This window comes from Candidatus Omnitrophota bacterium (genome assembly GCA_028715965.1).
In the GTDB taxonomy this organism is placed as follows: domain Bacteria; phylum Omnitrophota; class Gorgyraeia; order Tantalellales; family Tantalellaceae; genus JAQUQS01.
In genome coordinates this window covers 1-19,869 of sequence record JAQUQS010000024.1, presented here as the reverse complement: position 1 = coordinate 19,869, position 19,869 = coordinate 1, and the positions used below count along the sequence as shown (strand labels likewise).

Below are 19,869 nucleotides of genomic sequence, written 5' to 3'. Positions count from 1 at the left end.
CTGCGCTGGCGGAGGGGTCATTATGGTCGTCCCTCCGGAAGGCCTGGGTGGCGCCATGGTCTGCGCGCGCGAAGGTCCGGGCGTCACGTACTGGTACTCCGACTCTTCCAGGTCCTGGCAGACATTGAGGACTTCCTGGGGAGTGGTCACTCCGGCCAGGACCTTATCCCATCCATTTTGCATCAATGAAGCCATACCTCTTCTCATCGCCGTTCTCTTGACATCCCCAGCCGGAGCCTTGGCTATTATAAGCCTCTTTATCTCTTGGTCCACCCTTAGTATCTCGTATATGGCCGTACGACCGTAAAAGCCTGTTCCATTGCAATCATCACATCCCTTACCCTTGTATATTTTCAGGTCATTCATATCCCCGCCCCCACGGCTCTCGGAAATACGCCTCTTGATCTCCGGGACCACGGAGGTATCCTCTATTTTGCATTTTGGGCAAATAGTACGTATAAGCCTCTGCGCTATGAACGCTTCCACGCTGGAAGCCACAAGATAAGGTTCTATCCCGATGTCCACAAGTCGGGTAACGCCGGTGGCGGAATCGTTCGTATGCAGCGTAGAGAGCACCAGATGACCGGTAAGGGATACTCTTATGGCGATCTCGGCGGTCTCCCTGTCCCTGACCTCGCCGACCATCATGACATCGGGGTCATGCCTGAGCATACTTCTCAGCCCCTTGGCGAACGTCAAACCGGACCGCTCGTTGACCTGTATCTGGGTGATATTCTCCATCTCGTACTCGACCGGGTCCTCAATGGTTATGATCTTCTTGTCAGGGCTGTTGATCTCCTTAAGACAGGCGTATAAAGTCGTTGATTTACCTGACCCGGTAGGGCCCGTAGCGAAAATTATACCACTGGGTTTGTGTATGATAGTTCTTATCAGGGACATGTCCTCGGGAGAAAGTCCTAACCTTTCCAGGCCAAAATACGCTTTGGTGGGGAGTATCCTGATGACCACGCTTTCCCCATGCTGTGTCGGAATGAATGACACCCTCAGGTCCAGCACCTCTTCCTGCGTCTTCACACTGGTCCTGCCATCCTGCGGCATTCTTTTCTCAACTATGTTCAGGTTACTCATTATCTTTATCCTGGACAGCATGGGCATCATGAACCGGTTCACTTCTTCCGGGACCTTCTGGTCCTGCAGTATACCGTCTATCCTGTAACGTATCCTCAACCTCCCACGGAACGGTTCAAAATGTATATCAGTCGCCCTTTTTTTATAAGCTTCAAGGATTATCTGGTTGACAAGCTTGACCACAGAGGCGTCCCCGGCCAGTTTTTCGATGTCGTCCATCTTGGGTTCGGCCGCATGTGCTTTTTCCGCGCCCTTTGTGTCCTTTTCTTCCTCTGCCACCATTTTATCCACCGTGTCGGCCGCGAGACCATAATGGTGTTTCAGTATTTCCTCGACCTGGTTCTTTTTCGCCAGGAGAAAAGATAGTTCCAGCCCCAGCATAAGCCTGAGTTCGTCCTGCACACTTATGCTGATAAGCCTGTCGATAGCCACCGTTACCTTGCTACCGTCCAGTTTCAGGGGCGCGAACTTGTAATACCAGGCGAACTTGGCGGGCACCGCCTTTATCGCCGAGCTATCCACCTCCACGTCATGCAGGTTCACATAAGGTATGTCGGATACTCTGGAGACCAGGCGGAGCATCTTTTCCTCGTCTATCTTTTTTTCGGCTACGAGCCAGGAATAGAACGGCATGTCCTTCTCCGCCGACTTCTTGACAGCACCATCGAGGTCCGCTTTGTTCGCCAGGCCTTCGGAAAGGAGCCCTTCGTATATGGCGTTATCCAGCTTGTTCATACAGTTATTTGACCTTGCCTATCATGTAAAAATCCTTTATCTTCCGTTTGTCCACATCCCCATTAATTATTTTCTCGCAGCTTTCAAGCGTCTCTTCTATGGTAACATACTCCCCCTTCATGCCGGTGAACACCTCGGAAACAATGAACGGCTGCGTCATGAGGTTCGCGAGCTTAGCTCCGCGGTTATAATCGATCCTGTCGTTCTTGGAAAGCTCTTCTTCCCCGATAACCTGCACTATCTTGCTAAGTTGCCGGTTCTTGTTCAAGAGATATATGGTCTTCTGCGCGATATCAAAATGTCTCCTCCCCACTACCTGCACATCAAGGTTGGAACTGGAACTGGCTATAGGATCTATCGCCGGGAAGAAACCCCTCTGGGCCAATCCCCTGTCAAGACGTATTACCGAATCAAGATAGCTGAATATGGCGACAACAGCGGGGTCCGTCATATCGTCGGCAGGCACATATACCGCCTGGAAAGCCGTTACCGATCCGCGGCCTTTTATGGAACGTATCCTTTCCTGTACGGTTCCCACTTCCGAAGCCAATGTGGGCTGGTATCCCGTTTCGGACGGCACCCTGCCAAGAAGGATCGAGACTTCCTGTCCTCCCTGCACGAACCTGAATATGTTATCCATGAACAGCAGCGTGTCCTTGTTCTTGCTCTGGATATATTCCGCCATGGTAATACCCGTATTGACTATTTCATACCTGGCCCCCGGCGGTTCGTTCATCTGCCCGAACACCATCATGACCTTATCAAGCAGGTTATGGTCCTTAAGCTCATAATAAAGGTCGTTACCTTCCCTTATCCGTTCTCCGATCCCCGCGAACACACACGCCCCACTGTGTTTGGAGACGATACTGTTTATGATCTCAAGGATGATAACGGTCTTTCCGCAACCCGCGCCTCCGAGTACTCCCGTCTTACTACCCTTGACCAGAGGAAAAAGAAGGTCGAGTATCTTTATACCCGTTTCCAGTACTTCCGGTTTTTCGGCCACCTTGGATGTCAGGTTCCACTTCTCCGTCGTTATAGGCCTGCGTATCTTCCATTGTTGTTGTGTGATGACGTCGGGTTTATTGTCGAGTGGTTTACCGTATATATTAACGATGCGGCCGAACATCTCATCCCCGACAGGTACCGTGACCGGGCTGCCGCTGGCGTAGGCCTTACTGTTCTTCTGGAGGTTCAGCGTCGACGAGAGCGATATGCATCTCACGACGTTCCCCACCAGATGCTCCGCTACTTCCAGGAACACCTCGCGCCCGTCAAAAGCCTTTGTCATGAGAACATCCCAGAGTGCCGGCATGTTCTCTTCATTGTCGAACTTCACATCCACGACAGGCCCCTGGACGGACATTATCCTGCCGCTGGGTTTCTTGATCATTTCGTTCCAGCGCTCAGCTCTCTGTTTCTCCGCCGCCAGTTGTTCAGGCGTTTTTTCCGGCACGCTTTTCGGCGTGGGGACCGCCTGTACGTTATTTTCCTGTTCCATGTTTTCCTGGCCCACTTACCTTTTTCCTCCTGACATGATCGTCTTTGCCGTGAACACTTCCCTGAGGCTTTTATCTATATCGCCTTTCTTTGATTTCCTGAACGCCGTGACCAGTCCCTTCTGATCCTTCTTGAGGCTATCAAGACTGGACTCAAGCTGCATCGCCTGAGCGGCAAAACCAGCGATGATACAGTCCTCCAACATCTCATACAAACGGCAGGCCAGCCATACATCAGCAAGATAATGTATTATGTCGTCCTGCTCGGATTCGACTATTACTTTCTCTATCGCGTCCTTAACGCTTGTCTGTTTAGTGACAAGCTCTTCGGAAGGAAGAAGTTTTATAGTGACCGGCTTGATAAAATTAGCCGTTATGGCTTTAGGATAGACCGCGAACACCCGGCCCATATTTCCCTTCTCCACTTCCGATATTATGTGTTTCTTTACTTCAAGGGCGATCTTGAAAAGACCCTTTTCCTCCACGTCCCTAAAGATCGTAAGTTCTTTTTCTGTACGTAGTTGCATTTTTTCAGCGCCTTTGTACCCGATAACCATGAAATCATGTTTTCTGTGTTTTTTCGCTTCCGCCATAGTGGCGTTGAGTATCTTGGCGGTCATCTCAGCCATGAACCCGCCCTCGGAGGTGATCGCAAGGAGCCCAACGTTCTCCGAAGACGGATGGACCAGCGGACTGGTAGCTTCGGCAAGGCTTACCATCCTGAAAAAGCCCACGAACGATTCAGCGAACTCCACGAACCTCTGTTTACGCTTCGCCGTGTTGTAAAAATGGTTCGAAGCCACGTCCTTGAGGATCTGGAATATCTCCACCAGGGATTCCATATCCTCAAGATCTGATTTCAACTTTGCCGTTTTTGACATCCGTGTCCCTCAGGATTCCTTCTCTACCTTTTCTTGCATGAACGTGCAACCGTCCTTGATCTTACACGCCAGACTACCGTCTATTACCAGGGTCCCGAACCTAAGGATGATCCCGCCGATCACGTTGGCGTCGACCTTTTCATTGAACATTACATCCATTGACATTTTGTCCTTTATGGCCTTTTTGAGCTTTTCCCGCGATGATCCTGACATCACACCCCGGGTAACGACCTCAACCTCTTTGATGTTGTGCGGTATATGGCTCGTGTCCATGGACATGAAATCAGCTATGAACTCTTCGATGAACAGTTCGTCCATCTTGTCCTTTACCGACGTTTTATATACCTGGCTCAGGAGATCCCCGCAATATTCGGTAAGTTTAAGCTGCTCTTCCTTACGGATATCCAACCGGATGTTCTGTTCGGCCTTGATCGTGTCCGCGATTATCTTTTCGGCTTCTTCCCTGGCCTTCTTGAGCATCTGGTCCCTTTTTGCCATAGTTTCCTGTTCAGCCTCGTCCCTCATCTTCGAGGCCACCTGGTCCGCCTCTACCTTCCTTTTCTCATATTCCTCTTCAGCCTTCTTTATTTTTTCCGCCAGTTCCGTCTTTCTTTTTTCCATTTCCTCGTAAGACTCGTTCAAGCGGTTAACGGCGCTCTCGGTGCTGCCAAGCATTATCTTTTTAAGGAGGAAAATTACCACACCGAATATTATCACCTGTATGAGTACCAACTGAAAAATGAACATATATGTTTATCCCTCCCCTTTTCTTTTCTACCGCGCGATCCTAGCCGGCGAATATCTGGAATATTATGAGCATCGATATTATCGATATGGCCTCCACGAATACGAGGAGGAATACCGTACCCATGAATATCTTTGATGCCGCGGAAGGATTCCGCCCCAAAGCCTGTATAGTGGCGTATCCAAGCATGCCGATCACTATAGATGACCCTACGACCACCACAAGCATTATCAGAAGTATAATAAGTGTGTTCATGACCCTTCTTTATTGTTCAACTATGATCACGCACTCGTTCCTGAAGAACCTGACTATGCCTTTTTTAATCGATACAGCCTTATCCCAATCAATGACTATATCCCCCTCCTTGAGAACACTGAGAACGGGATAATGGAACGGCAGGAGTTCAAACTCCCCCTGATCCCCCTGTAAAAAAATGCTGGAGGCATCACCATCATATATAACGCGATCAGCGTCAAGTATCATAAGTTTGAACTTACGTGTCCCGACGGACATATCAGGACTCCCCTTCTTCCCCGGACGCCCCTTCCTCTACTGTTTCTTCTTCCTCCCCCTCTGGCTCCTTTTCCTGTTTTTCCTTCATCAATATATCAATATATTCGGAATACAGCATGTCCAGTTTGTTCTCCATGCTATCTTCGATCTTTTTCTTATCCCTTATCTCCTTAAGGAGTTCAGGGTATTTTTCCTTGGCGAACCCGTATATGCCGCCCATCAGCGTCGTAACCTGGTCATTATCCAGCTCATATATGTGTTTTTTATTGAGCCCATAGAAAATAAGTATTTCCTCTTCCATGTCCAGAGGCGCGTTCTGCGGCTGCATGAGAAGCTTACTCAGGAGCTCTCCTCCCCTCATCTCATCGCTCACTCCGTCGGTCTTTGATCCGCCGGCCTTGAGGCGCGACAACTTGAGCATTTCCCGGTATTGGAGATAAGAGAGTTTAAGTGCCTTACATATCTTGGTCATGGCTTTCCACTGGGCTTTATTACCTATACGGGAGACAGAAAGCCCAAGGTCTATGGCAGGCTTGAACCCTTCCCCGAACAGCGCGGCGTTAAGGTATATCTGTCCGTCTGTCATGGATACAAGGTTAGTGGATATATATCCGGTAAGGTCCCCTTCCAGTATCTCAACTATGGGGAAAAAGGTCATAGACCCTCCGCCCAGCTCCTGGGATAGCTGGGCCGCCCGCTCGATCATCTGGGAGTGCAGGTAGAACACGTCCCCTGGATAAGATTCACGACCAGGGGCCCTGCCTAACAAAAGCGACATCTCGCGATATGCCCAGGCATGCTTCGTAAAATCATCGAAAGCCACAAAAACATGACCCCCGCTACGCATAAAATACTCACCCAGCGAACACCCCACATAAGGCACAAGATACTGCTGTCCCGGGGAGGTCCCCGCGATTGCCGCCACTATTATCGTGTAATCAAAGGTGTTATTCTCTTTGAACAGGTTGATCACTCTTTCAAGGGCCGACCTGGACTTACCTATACAACAATAGATACAGATTATCCCCTTGCCTTTCTGGTTGAGGATAGTGTCCGTACATATAGTGGTCTTGCCTGTCATCTTGTCCCCAAGGACAAGCTGTCTCTGGCCTTTACCGATAGGAAGCATAGCATCGACTATTTTAATGCCTGTCTCCAGGGTATCTTCCACCCCGCCCCTGTCCATAACGGACGGGCAATCGGGAAATATGGGAAAATAGTCATCCGGCACTATCGGGCCGAGGTCATCTAGCGGCTCTCCCAGCGGATTGACTATCCTGCCTATAAAGTTCTTCCCTACAGGGGTATTGAATGGTTCCAGGGTAAGCTCGGCCTTATCTCCGGTCTTAAGCGCTTTCTTCTCTTTCACAAGCAGTACCTGGGCCTCATCCGCGTCAAACCCTATGATAATACCTTCCGTACCGTAACCAAAATGCACAAGCTGGCCGCTGATACAGTTATCGAGGCCGGTAACCGTAACGATACAACCCTTTATCTGGGTGACTTTTCCGTATTCTTTATATTGTAATGGACCCATGCATTTGCCCTTTATTTATAATATTAATATCCGTTTTCACACCAATTTTACACTATGGAGGCCTGTATTGCAAAATTTAGCCCCTGCCCTTAGTCCCCTCCCTGGCCCGGTCCGACCTCTTTTTTCTCATGACCATTAAGGTAAGTATCCCGATAAAAGAACTCCACACCGAGACCAGTATCACTATCTTCCAGAACAGGTTCTTTCCCGCGTTCTCGGCCCCGCGGAATTTTCGTTTTTTCCGGAGTTCCCGGAGCTTGTCGAGGTCTTCTTCGACGGTTTCCAGCCGCCCGGCATTTACCCGGTATTGGGCGATATGGTCCTTGATGCTCTGGGACCTTTTCTGGGAGATAATGATATTTTCCGAGTTGCGCTCGATAGCCCGGTAAAGCACTTCGGCGGCGTTGTGATAACTCGTATCCTTAAGGAATTCGGTTATACCTTCCGCCTCTTTCCGGTACCTTTCTATGATATCCAGCGATACGTTCCAGACGTCGCGGACAGTGACCTTGAATTCCTTCTTTTCCTCCGGAGCGTATCTCTCTTCCCTGAAAAGATAGAACTGGTCGTATTCCTGGTCATGAAGCACTTCGAACCCGCCGTTATCGATAATATGCCGCGGGATGATCTCTTCCGGCAGGTAATATTTGACCGGCTTGGACACCGGCACCATCTGATTGTTCTCGGTCTCAATAACCAGGGCAATGACCCTTTCTTCGTCCTTCTTATCGGCCGCCATGGACAGGGTGACCAGCAAGTTGAGCAAGAACAATGCTAACAGGGATCTTTTCACCATAGAGCCGACTATACAGACCTCCGGTATTTTATCTACTCTTCGTCCTCTGAAGATCTTTCCACCTTCACTTTGTCTTTCTTTTCCCCGATCGCGGTCATTGGTTTCTTTACGCCGCTGCGCATATTAGTGAACCATATCAGGTAGAATATCACGGTAAGGCTCACCAGGAATATTACCACTATGAGGATGATCCTCCACACCATTCCCTCTTGCACTTTGTCCTTGAATATCTTGTTGGAGGCATTACGTATCTTTTCCAGGTAATCCAGTTCCTTCAGGATATTACGGATGCCTTCCTGTTTTTCTTCGGGTTTTTCCTGTTTGTTGAGCGCCCTCATTTTTTCCAGGTCATCCTCGATCAACTTCAATATCTTAAGGTTGGACCTGTAAGTAGCTATGTAGCCTTTGACGTCCTGAGCTTTTTTCTGGGATTCGAGTATTATATTGGCGTTCTTGACGATCGAGTCATAAAGGACCTGCGCTATTTCTCCTGAAGGTGTCTCCTTGAGGTTATCGTTCAGCTCGCCCGCTTCCTGCACATACCCGTTCACCTGTTTCTCCGGTATGATCCATACGTTCTTGATCTTCACCTGAAAACGTTTTGTTTCGTGGGGTTTGAAAGACTCCCTTTTGGAAAGGTAGAATTGGTCGCGTTCGGGATCATGTTTGACCTCAAATTCGCCGGCATCCTCTATGTATTGGGGAATGATCTCCTTAGGAAGATAATACGTAAGCGGCAGGTCAAGTTCCTTGTCGGAGATGTTCTCCCCTTCTATAACAAGGGAAATGATCTCTTTTTCCTCGGATTCCTTCTGTTTCGTGTCTTTGATCGTATCAATGGCGAATATATCGTTCTTGATCTGCTGGAGCCTCGACAGGTTGGTTGAATACATCTCCATCCGTTTTTCAACGTCACTCGCCGCGTCCTCCTGGTATTTCGCTATGGCATCAAGGCGGGCCCTTATGGCCTTGGACATAAGAGTCACCTGGTCCATGTTCTCCCCGGAGGCATCCTCTGTCTTCTGGTCAAGAATGCCATAAAGCTCATCGAACTTCTCGGGTGAGATGTTCCACACGTCACGGATGACTATTTTCAGGGTTTGCACCTGTTTGGGATCCATCTTGACCGTACCGTGCACGTAATAAGTGGATTTTGTGACGTCGTAATCCACCTTGAGCCCACCCGTATCCAGGATATCTTCTTTTTTTACTTCGGGCGGAAGGTGGTACTCCACGGGGACGTCCTTGGTCTCCGTGTCAGAGGGGTTAGCCACGACTATTTTAGCCGCCACATCGGGATACGCGCATGGCGTCAGACATAGAACGGAGAACAGCGACAACAGGCACACTGATAGAATACGTTCTTTTCTCATGGAAAAGGTCTGCCTCCTAAAATTTTGACATACATCAATCGAGCTCAAACCAGGATTTCATGACCACATTATCCTGTTCCCGGGCTTTCTGCATAACTTCAAGCATCGCTTTAATCTCTTTGACCTTATTCTCTACCGTCGTCTGGCTCGCGGCTTCCTGCTCGCTTAGCGAGGCAATGGAATCTATCTTGAGCCCGAGCGACTTGGCCGACTCATTAACAGCGTTGACCATGGCGTCGACTATGCGCTTCTTTATGTCTTCCGTATCCTCTTTCTTGGGCATGGTCTCGGTAACTTTCTGTATGTTGGAAAGGACCGCGTTCATCTTTTCTATGTAGTTGTATATGTTAACGTCCTTACCCTCGGAGCCCAGTTCCTCCCTCACCGAAACTATCTCGTTATACGCGTCACTACTGTATCCTTTCGCCTGGCGTATCCTCCCGAAAAGCGTCTCTTCGGACGTCGGGTCATCCGCCGTACCTATAAGCCTTGAATACGATTCTATATCGTTTATGACACCAAAAAGCGTATCGTCGTCCGCGGTATCGGTGGTTGTCCCCAGCGTCTGCTCGATCGCCGCGACAGCCTCGTCCAGCGACTCGACACTATCCCAGTTTATGACGGCCACATAGCTTTGTACTTTCTTCACCAGGCCGAACAAAGTATTCTCGCTCACGGAATCCTTGTTCCCGATCGTGGTCTCCAGTCCGTCAACGATATCGAGCACTTCGTCTATCTTCCCGCCTATCTCGGCTATTTCATACCAGTTTATGCTTGCCGACGTCATGGCCGCCAGATCCGTCCAGTTCACATTGGACACCGTCAGGCCGTGCAGATCGGTCCAGTTTATACCCTGGCCCGTCATCATGGAGAGGTCTTCCCAGTTAACACCCGCTTCCGTCATGACCTGTAAGTCCTCCCAATTAACACCGGCCGACGAAAGATCCGATATGTTCTGCCAATTCACGCCCGCCGAACTCATTATGGATATATTCACCCAATTAACATCAGCCGCGGCCATCGTCCCGACGTTCTCCCAGTTCACGCCCGCCGCGGACATATTGCTGACATCGGACCAGTTTATACCGGTTCCCGACATTACGTCGAGATCGGTCCAGTTAACACCTTTTGTCGACATATCCGCGATGTCGGACCAGTTCACTCCCGCGACCGTAAGGTCCGCGACATCCAGCCAGTTCACGCCTGCCGCGGACATATTGCTGATATCGGACCAATTTATGCCTAGAGTTGTTATCTCATCCACTTTGGCCCAGTTTATGCCGGTTTCCGACATGGTCCCTATATCCGCCCAGTTCACTCCCGCCTCCGTGAGCGTTGATATATCTGCCCAGTTCACTCCCGCTTCCGTGAGCGTATTAAGGTCAAGCCAGTTGACCCCCGATTCCGTCATCGTCGTTATATCTTCCCAGTTTATCCCGGCCTTCGTCAAGATATCGATATCACCCCAGTTGATACCTGTCCTGGACATGACATCTATATCTGACCAGTTCACTCCCGCTTCCGTAAGTGTCGTTATATCCGTCCAATTCACTCCGGTCTCGCTCAAGACCTGTATATCAGCCCAATTCACTCCCGCTTCCGTAAGCGTCTGGAAATCGGACCAATTCACTCCCGCTTCCGACAACATCATTATATCCGACCAGTTCACTCCCGTGAGGGTCATGGCGTTAAGGTCAAGCCAGTTAACGCCCGCTTCCGTAAGCACTTTCAGGTCATGCCAGTTCACGCCGGACTCCGCCATGGTGGAAATATTGCTCCAGTTAACGCCCGCCACCGAAAGATCGGAAAGGTTGTCCCAATTGACACCCGCTCCGGCCAGGTTGGATATATTGCTCCAGTTGACCGCGGCCCCGGACATCGTGGCAAGGTCATGCCAGTTGATCTCCGATACCGACAGGTCCTGAAGGTTGTTCCAGTTAACACCCGCGTCCGTAAGTTCTGCGATATTGAACCAGTTCACTCCCGCTCCAGCCAGGTTATAAATCCCCTCCCAGTTCACTCCCGCGATAGAAAGCGACCGCATCCCGGACCAGTTCACTCCCGCTTCCGTCATGGTCTGGAAGTCATCCCAGTTAACGCCCGCTTCCGTCATGGTCTCGAGGTCATCCCAATTGACCCCGGCTTCCGTAAGCACCTGGATATCGGCCCAGTTCACTCCCGCTTCCGTGAGCGTCGTAAGGTCTATCCAGTTTATACCCGCTTCCGTAAGTGGCACGAGATCCGACCAGTTCACTCCCGCTTCCGTGAGCGTCTGGAGATCAGACCAGTTAACATTTGCCTTGCTCATCACTTCTATATCGTTCCAGTTCACTCCGGAACTGGCTATGGTATAAATATCCTCCCAGTTAATGCCTGTTTCCGAAAGCACCGCGATATCGGACCAGTTCATGCCCGCTTCCGTCATTACCTGGAAGTCCGACCAGTTCACGCCCGCTTCCGTAAGGTTGCTCAAGTCCGACCAGTTCACGCCCGCCTTGGTCAGGGTCTCTATATCCGACCAGTTTATGCCCGCTTCTGTAAGCGGCGTAAAGTCGACCCAGTTCACGCCTGCTTCCGACATCACCTGCATATCTACCCAGTTTATGCCCGCTTCCGAAAGTGGCACAAGATCCGACCAGTTTATGCCTGTCTCGCTCATGGCCTGAATATCATCCCAGTTCACTCCCGCTCGTGTCAAGGCGTTGAAATCAAGCCAGTTGACCCCCGCCTTGGAGAGGACCTCAAGGTCGGCCCAGTTGACCGCCTGCTTGCTCATCACCTCGAAGCCCGTCCAGTTTATACCCGCGTCGGTCAATTCCCCGATATTCAACCAGTTTATACCTTCATCCGAAAGAACCCCGATATCAAGCCAGTTCACCCCGGTCCTGGAAAGCACGTCAATGTCGGTCCAATTCACGTTCGCCTCACTCATCACTCCCACATCTGACCAGTTAACACCGGCAACGCTCATTTCCCTGAGATCATCCCAGTTAACGCCCGCTTCGGCCATAATGGCCATCTGGTCCCAGTTAACACCCGCGGACGCGAGGTTGGATATGTTGAACCAGTTGACACCCGCTTCGGAAAGGTCTTTCATGTTGAACCAGTTAACGCCGGCATCGACCATCTGCGATATACTGGTCCAGTTAACACCCGCGGACGCGAGATCGGAAAGGTTCTCCCAGTTGACTCCCGCGTCCGCCATGACCGCCATGTTATACCAATTAACACCGGCCTGGGCCATCTGCGCGATGTTATCCCAGTTAACGCCCGCGGTCGCGATACCCGCCAGGCCGCCCCAGTTTATCCCGGCCTCCGTCATAACCCCAAGGTTATTCCAGTTCACTCCCGCAACGCTCATGTTATTAAGGTCGGTCCAGTTAACGCCCATCTCAGTAAGCACGGTCAGGTCATCCCAGTTAACACCAGCCTCCGTGAGCATCTGGAGATCAGACCAGTTCACCCCGGACCGGGACATAGTGTTCAGGTCGGACCAGTTCACTCCGGTCTCGCTCATTACCTGTATCCCGGACCAGTTCACTCCGGTCTCGCTCATCACGTATATATCTCCCCAGTTTATGCCGTAGTCGCTCATCACCTGGATATCCGCCCAGTTGATGCCCGCCTCGGTGAAAGTCGTGAGATCGGACCAGTTCACTCCCGCCTCTGTTAATACGGTCATGTCCGCCCAATTGATGGATACGCGGCTCATATACTCGAGGTCGGACCAGTTCACACCCGCTTCCGTAAGTACCTGTATATCGGACCAGTTGACATTGGCCTCCGTCAGGACTCTTACATCCGACCAGTTGACCCCGGTCTTGGACAGTACCTCGAAGTCGGACCAGTTGATGCCCACACCAGAAAGTTCCCCGATATCCATCCAGTTTATATTCTCTTCCGATATGACCTTGATGTCGGACCAGTTCACTCCCGCTTCCGTAAGCACCGTGATATCTCCCCAGTTGACCCCCGCGTTACTTATGGCCTGGAAATCTGCCCAGTTCACGCCCCGGGTTGAAAGCACCTGGAAATCATCCCAATTGACACCTGACTCCGTCATAACGTGCAAGTCCTCCCAGTTGACCGAGGCACTTGCCATCCGGGAAATACTGTCCCAGTTGACCCCCGCTGAAGCCAGCTGGGCCATGTTCTCCCAGTTCACACCCGCGTCGGTCATTAGCGATATATTGAACCAGTTGACATCCGCGCCGGCCATATCCGACATACTGTCCCAGTTGACTCCCGCCGCCGCCATGTTGGATATGTTGAACCAGTTGACGTTGGCTTCCGTCATGGCCGCTATGTTATACCAATTGACCTCGGCCGCGGAAAAATCCTCCAGCCCAGCCCAGTTGATCCCGGTCTTCGTCATTACATCGAAATCAGACCAGTTTATACCCGCTTCTGTCAATGTCTGGAAATCTGACCAGTTTATGCCCGCTTCCGTCATCGGCGCGAGATCGGACCAATTTATACCCGTCCTTGATATGGTCTCGAGATCCGCCCAGTTCACACCCGCTTCCGTAAGCACCTGGAAATCTGACCAGTTCACGCCCGCTTCCGTAAGTATCGCCAGGTCGGACCAGTTCGCCCCCGCCGCGGTAAGTACCTGAAGGTCGGTCCAGTTAACACCCGTTTCCGTAAGCACCTGGAGATCGTCCCAGTTCACGCCTGCCATAGTAAGCGGCCTAAGGTCGGCCCAGTTAACACCCGCTTCCGTCATTATCGTAAGGTCCGACCAGTTAACCCCTGCGGCGCTCAATACCCCCAGGTCGGACCAGTTAACTCCCGCTTCCGTAAGCGTCTGCATGTCCGACCAGTTCACATTGGCCCGGCTCAGGACCCGGATATCGTTCCAGTTCACGCCCGCTTCAGTCAACGTCTGGAAATCGGACCAGTTGACCCCCGCTTCCGTAAGTACCCCGACATCGGACCAGTTTATGCCCGCCTGCGCCATAACCGCCATGTCCGACCAGTTAACACCGGCCTCCGTGAGTGCCGTAAAGTCTTCCCAGTTAACACCCGCTTCCGTTAACGGTACCATGTCAGCCCAGTTAATGCCCGCCTTTGTAAGCGTTTCCATGTCGGCCCAGTTCACGTTCGCGCCGCTCATTGCCTGCAGGTCCTGCCAGTTTATCCCGGCCTTTGTCACCACTTCCAGGTCTTCCCAGTTTATCCCGGCTTCCGTAAGAGGAGAAAGGTCGACCCAGTTCACGCCCGCTTCCGTTAACGCCTGGAAATCTTCCCAGTTTATCCCGGCTTCCGTTAGGGTCTCGAGATCTATCCAGTTTATCCCTGCTTCCGTTAGCGTCCGGAAATCATTCCAGTTAACACCCGCTTTTGTAAGGGAATTAAAGTCTGACCAGTTAACTCCCGCTTCCGTAAGCGTAGTAAGGTTCCCCCAGTTAACACCGGCTTCCGTAAGGATCGTAAGGTCTCCCCAATTAACACCAGCCGCGCTCATTGAGGATATATCGGTCCAGTTGACATTGTTTTCGGACATTATCTTCAAGTCGGTCCAGTTGACTCCCGTCTTGCTCATCACTTCAAAATCTTCCCAGTTCACGCCGGCCCCGGACAGGTTAGAAAGATCGTCCCAGTTCACGCCGGCGGACGCCATAGCCGATATGCTGTCCCAGTTCACGCCGGAAGCCGCGAGGCTTGACATACTTTCCCAGTTCACGCCGGCGTTGGTCATGGTGGAGATATTCTGCCAATTCACTCCGGCCGCCGTCATTATAGAAAGGCCGTCCCAGTTGACGTCGGACACCGAGAGAGAAGACAATCCGTTCCAGTTGACACCGGCCTCTGTCATGACCTGCATGTCGGACCAGTTGACACCCGCTTCCGTAAAGACCTGGAGATCGGACCAGTTTATACCCGCTTCTGTAAGCGGCGCGAGGTCGGACCAGTTGACACCCGCCTCCGTCATGGCTCCCAGGTCGGCCCAGTTGACACCCGCTTCCGTCAAAGCCTGCATATCGAACCAGTTGACGCCCGCTTCCGTAAGCGTCTGGAGATCGGACCAGTTCACTCCAGCTTCCGTAAGAGTCTGGAGATCGGACCAGTTCACTCCAGCTTCCGTCATTACCGTAAGATCTCCCCAGTTGACCCCCGCTTCCGTGAGCGGCGCGAGATCGGACCAGTTCACTCCAGCTTCCGTCATTACCGTCATATCCGACCAGTTGACTCCCGCTTCCGTGAGCGGCGCGAGATCGGACCAGTTCACTCCAGCTTCCGTAAGCGTCTGGAGGTCGGACCAGTTAACGCCCGCTTCCGTAAAAGGCACAAGATCGGACCAGTTAACACCAGCTTCCGTGAGTACAGTGATATCAGACCAGTTGACGCCCGCTTCCGTGAGTGTCGTAAGGTCGGACCAGTTGACGCCCGCTTCCGTGAGTGTCGTAAGGTTGGACCAGTTAACACCAGCTTCCGTGAGCGGCGCGAGATCCGCCCAGTTCACGCCCGCTTCCGTCATGGTCTGTAAATCGTACCAGTTGACGCCCGCTTCCGTAAGAGGCACGAGATCCAACCAGTTCACGCCTGCTTCCGTTAGTGACGTCAGGTCGTTCCAATTTACCCCTGCTTCCGACATTATTCTTATATCGGTCCAGTTTACACCTGTCTCCGCAAGTACCTGCATATCCGACCAGTTAATCCCCGCTTCCGTAAGATAACTTAGATCGGACCAGTTCGCGCCAGCGCCTGACATAACTGACATATCCGACCAGTTAACTCCTGCTTCCGTGAGAGCCTGGAAATCGGACCAGTTTACGCCCGCTTCTGTAAGCACCCGGATATCTGACCAGTTCACCCCGGATTCCGTAAGGTTCTGTAGATCGGACCAGTTTACGCCCGCTTCCGTAAGGGTCTGAATATTCGCCCAGTTCACGCCCGCTTCCGTAAGGGTGCTAAGATCCGACCAATTCACCGAAGAAGTACTTATCACCTGAAGATCGTCCCAATTAACCGCGGCTTTCGACATAACCGCGAGGTCCATCCAGTTCACTCCGGCGTCGGCCATTGTGGATATGACATACCAATTAACATTCGCTGACGCAAGGCTCTCTATGTTGAACCAATTGACGTTCGCCTCAGCCATATCGGCTATGTTGTACCAGTTGACTTGCGCGTCGGCGAGGTCCGAGATATTGTCCCAGTTCACACCCGCCGCCGCGAAACTCGACATACCGGCCCAGTTAATACCCGCTTCAGAAAATACGGTAATGTCGGACCAGTTAACGCCCGCTTCCGTAAGCACCTGGAGGTCAGACCAGTTAACGCCCGCTTCCGTAAGAGGCTTCATATCCGTCCAGTTTATTCCTGCCTTTGTAAGAGACCCGAAATCGGACCAGTTAACGCCGGCTTCCGTCATGACCTCGAGGTCCGACCAATTAACACCTCTTTCCGTCAGGACCTGAAGATCAGACCAGTTGACTCCCGCTTCAGTAAGCGTTTGGAGATCCGACCAGTTAACGCCCGCTTCCGTCATAACCGTCATATCAGACCAGTTAACTCCCGCTTCCGTAAGCGGTTTCAGGTCCTGCCAGTTGACCCCCGCTTCCGTCATGACCGTCATATCGGCCCAATTAATACCCGCTTCCGTAAGTGGAGCAAGGTCGGACCAGTTAACACCGGCTTTAGAAAATGTCTCGAAGTCCGCCCAGTTAACGTTCGCCTCGCTCATTCTATTAAGATCTTCCCAGTTAACGCCCGCTTCCGTAAGCACCTGGATATCGTTCCAGTTTATCCCAGCTTCCGTGAGTGGAGCAAGGTCCGACCAGTTAACGCCCGCTTCCGTAAGCGCCTGGAAGTCCACCCAATTAACGCCCGCTTCCGTAAGTACCTGAATATCGTTCCAGTTTATCCCAGCCTCGGTCAACGTATTAAAGTCGGACCAGTTAACTCCCGCTTCCGTAAGCACCGTAAGGTCGGTCCAGTTCACACCTGCCTTGGTCATAGTGTTGAGGTCGGACCAGTTAACACCCGCCTTGGAATATACTTCCATATCCAACCAGTTAATACCCGCTTCCGTAAGCGACTGGAAGTCCACCCAATTGACACCCGCTTCCGTCATAGGCACAAGATCCGACCAATTCACGCCGGCTTCTGTCATCGACTGGAAGTCCTCCCAATTTACACCCGCTTCTGACAATAACGTAAGATCTGTCCAGTTAACACCCGCTTCTGACAGTGCAGTAAGATCCGACCAATTCACGCCGGCTTCTGTCATCGGCGCCAGGTCCGTCCAATTCACGCCGGCTTCCGTAAGCGACTGGAAGTCCTCCCAGTTGATACCCGCCTTCGTCATCGGCGCCAGGTCCGTCCAATTCACGCCGGCTTTTGTACTGGCCTGGAAATCTGACCAGTTGATGCCTGCTTTAGTAAGAGTGTTGAAATCTATCCAGTTCACACCCGCTTCCGTAAGTGTCGTGAAATCTACCCAGTTCACTCCAGCTGTCGACATCGTATTGAGATCTATCCAGTTTACACCCGCCTCCGTAAATACCACCAGATCCTGCCAGTTGACTCCAGCCTCTGTGATCACAGTAAGATCCGCCCAGTTAACGCCTGCTTCTGATAATGTGGTAAAGTCCCTCCAGTTAACACCTGCCGTCGTAAGCGGCGATAGATCCGTCCAGTTTATCCCCGCTTCCGTCATTATCTGTATGTCCGACCAGTTAGCACCCGCTTCCGTCATTACCTGCATATCTGACCAGTTTATCCCCGCTTCCGTAAGCATCTGGATATCCGACCAGTTAACGCCCGCTTCCGTAAGAGTGCTAAAGTCTGACCAGTTCACCGAGGAAGTACTTATCACCTGAAGATCGTCCCAGTTAACCGCGGCTTTCGACATAACCGCGAGGTCCATCCAGTTCACCCCGGCATCGGCCATTGTGGATATGACATACCAGTTGACGTTCGCTGACGCGAGACTCTCTATATTGAACCAGTTAACGTTCGCGGCCGCCATATCAGCTATGTTGTACCAGTTTACCTGCGCGTCAGCAAGATCTGAAATATTGTCCCAGTTGACACCCGCCGCCGTGAATGCCGTCATCCCAGCCCAGTTTATGCCGGCCTCGGAAAATACCGTAAGATCCGACCAGTTAACGCCCGCTTCCGTAAGAGTTGTAAGATCGGCCCAGTTGACACCCGCTTCTGTAAGAGGTTTCATATCGACCCAGTTTATTCCCGCTTTTGTAAGTGACCCGAAATCTGACCAGTTGACCCCAACTTCCGTCATGACCTGCATATCCGACCAGTTAACGCCGGCTTCCGTAAGTGTCTGGAGATCCGACCAGTTAACGCCCGCCGCCGACAATATCCCCAGATCACCCCAGTTCACGTTCGCTCCGAGCATAACAGCCATATCCGACCAGTTCACTCCATATTCTGTCATGACCGTCATATCCGCCCAGTTAATACCCGCTTCCGTCATGGTTGTCATATCCGACCAGTTAACACCAGCTTCCGTCATTACGGTAAGATTTGACCAGTTGATACCTGCTTCTGAAAGCGGAGTGAGATCGGCCCAGTTAACACCCGCTTCGGTAAGCGCGCCAAGATCGACCCAGTTAACGCCCGCTTCCGTCATCGGAGTAAGATCGGCCCAGTTAACGCCCGCTTTGGACAACACTTCGAAATCTTCCCAGTTAACGTTCGCCTCGCTCATCCGGTTAAGGTCTTCCCAGTTCACGCCTGTCCTTGACAACACCTCTATATCGTTCCAGTTTATCCCGGCCCTGGTAAGCGGGGTAAGATCGTTCCAGTTTATCCCAGCCTCCGAGAGATATTGGAAATCTATCCAGTTAACGCCCGCTTCCGTAAGCACCTGTATATCGCTCCAGTTTATCCCGGATATGGTCAAAGTATTCAGGTCTATCCAATTAACTCCCGCTTCGCTCATTATGGTGATATCGGACCAGTTAACACCCGCTTCCGTCATCGTTGTAAGATCCGCCCAGTTAACACCCGCTTTTGAGTAGACCCCTATATCATCCCAATTTATCCCGGCCTTGGTAAGGGTCTGGAAATCCGCCCAGTTAACGCCCGCTTCCGTCATCGTCTGGAAATCAGACCAGTTCACGCCCGCCTCCGTAAGCACGCGCATATCGGACCAGTTCACGCCCGCTTCCGTCATTGTCCCCATATCCAGCCAGTTTATCCCGGCCTCGGACATAGGCGTCAGGTCGGACCAGTTTATCCCGGCCTCCGTCATCGTCTGGAAGTCCGCCCAATTCACGCCGGTACGGCTCAGCGCGTCAAGGTCCGACCAGTTCACACCCGCTTCCGTCATCGTAGTAAGATCGGTCCAGTTTATCCCGGCCTCCGTAAGTGGTTTAAGGCCCGACCAGTTGATCCCCGCTTCCGTCATCGTCTGGAAGTCCACCCAATTCACACCAGCACGCGTAAGAGGATTAAGGTCCGCCCAGTTAACCCCCGCTTCCGTGAGCGTCTGGAAGTCCACCCAATTCACGCCGGCTTCCGTAAGGGATTGAAGATCAGACCAGTTAACGCCCGCTTCCGTCATCGTAGTGAGATCTCGCCAGTTAATGCCGGCGATGGACATATCCTGTATATCGGACCAGTTCACTCCCGCTTCCGTAAAGACCTGAAGGTCCGACCAGTTCACGCCGGCCTCCGTAAGGGTAGTAAAGTCCGACCAGTTCACGCCGGCCTCCGTAAGAGATCGGA

The 19,869-nt window shown here is 51.8% G+C and carries 10 protein-coding genes; all 10 read right to left on the bottom strand.

What is annotated here, in order from left to right; all coding sequences use genetic code 11:
* A partial coding sequence (locus tag PHH49_07870) for an ATPase, T2SS/T4P/T4SS family (GenBank protein ID MDD5488854.1) occupies window positions 1-1,824 on the bottom strand: 1,824 nt, incomplete at its 3' end.
* A 4-nt stretch (window positions 1,825-1,828) separates the two neighbouring features.
* Window positions 1,829-3,340, bottom strand: a complete 1,512-nt coding sequence (atpD, locus tag PHH49_07865; protein MDD5488853.1) for a F0F1 ATP synthase subunit beta — start codon at window positions 3,338-3,340, stop codon at window positions 1,829-1,831.
* Window positions 3,341-4,204 (bottom strand): F0F1 ATP synthase subunit gamma, encoded by an 864-nt coding sequence (locus PHH49_07860; GenBank protein MDD5488852.1) that lies wholly within the window; start codon window positions 4,202-4,204, stop codon window positions 3,341-3,343.
* 9 nt (window positions 4,205-4,213) lie between these two features.
* Window positions 4,214-4,951 carry a F0F1 ATP synthase subunit delta gene (locus PHH49_07855; GenBank protein MDD5488851.1) on the bottom strand — a complete coding sequence of 246 codons (738 nt, stop codon included), beginning with the start codon at window positions 4,949-4,951 and terminating at the stop codon, window positions 4,214-4,216.
* Between the two features lie 40 nt (window positions 4,952-4,991).
* Window positions 4,992-5,204 carry a hypothetical protein gene (locus tag PHH49_07850; GenBank protein ID MDD5488850.1) on the bottom strand — a complete coding sequence of 71 codons (213 nt, stop codon included), beginning with the start codon at window positions 5,202-5,204 and terminating at the stop codon, window positions 4,992-4,994.
* A 9-nt stretch (window positions 5,205-5,213) separates the two neighbouring features.
* Complete coding sequence (locus tag PHH49_07845; GenBank protein ID MDD5488849.1) at window positions 5,214-5,462, bottom strand: hypothetical protein; 249 nt, start codon at window positions 5,460-5,462, stop codon at window positions 5,214-5,216.
* Window position 5,463: 1 nt separating this feature from the next.
* Window positions 5,464-6,999 carry a F0F1 ATP synthase subunit alpha gene (gene atpA, locus PHH49_07840; GenBank protein MDD5488848.1) on the bottom strand — a complete coding sequence of 512 codons (1,536 nt, stop codon included), beginning with the start codon at window positions 6,997-6,999 and terminating at the stop codon, window positions 5,464-5,466.
* A gap of 76 nt (window positions 7,000-7,075) precedes the next feature.
* Complete coding sequence (locus PHH49_07835; protein MDD5488847.1) at window positions 7,076-7,795, bottom strand: hypothetical protein; 720 nt, start codon at window positions 7,793-7,795, stop codon at window positions 7,076-7,078.
* Between the two features lie 32 nt (window positions 7,796-7,827).
* Window positions 7,828-9,168: a hypothetical protein gene (locus PHH49_07830; protein MDD5488846.1), complete on the bottom strand. Its 1,341-nt coding sequence runs from the start codon at window positions 9,166-9,168 to the stop codon at window positions 7,828-7,830.
* 34 nt (window positions 9,169-9,202) lie between these two features.
* Window positions 9,203-19,846, bottom strand: coding sequence for a hypothetical protein (locus tag PHH49_07825; GenBank protein ID MDD5488845.1), 10,644 nt, complete (start codon window positions 19,844-19,846; stop codon window positions 9,203-9,205).
* Between the last annotated feature and the right edge of the window lie 23 nt (window positions 19,847-19,869).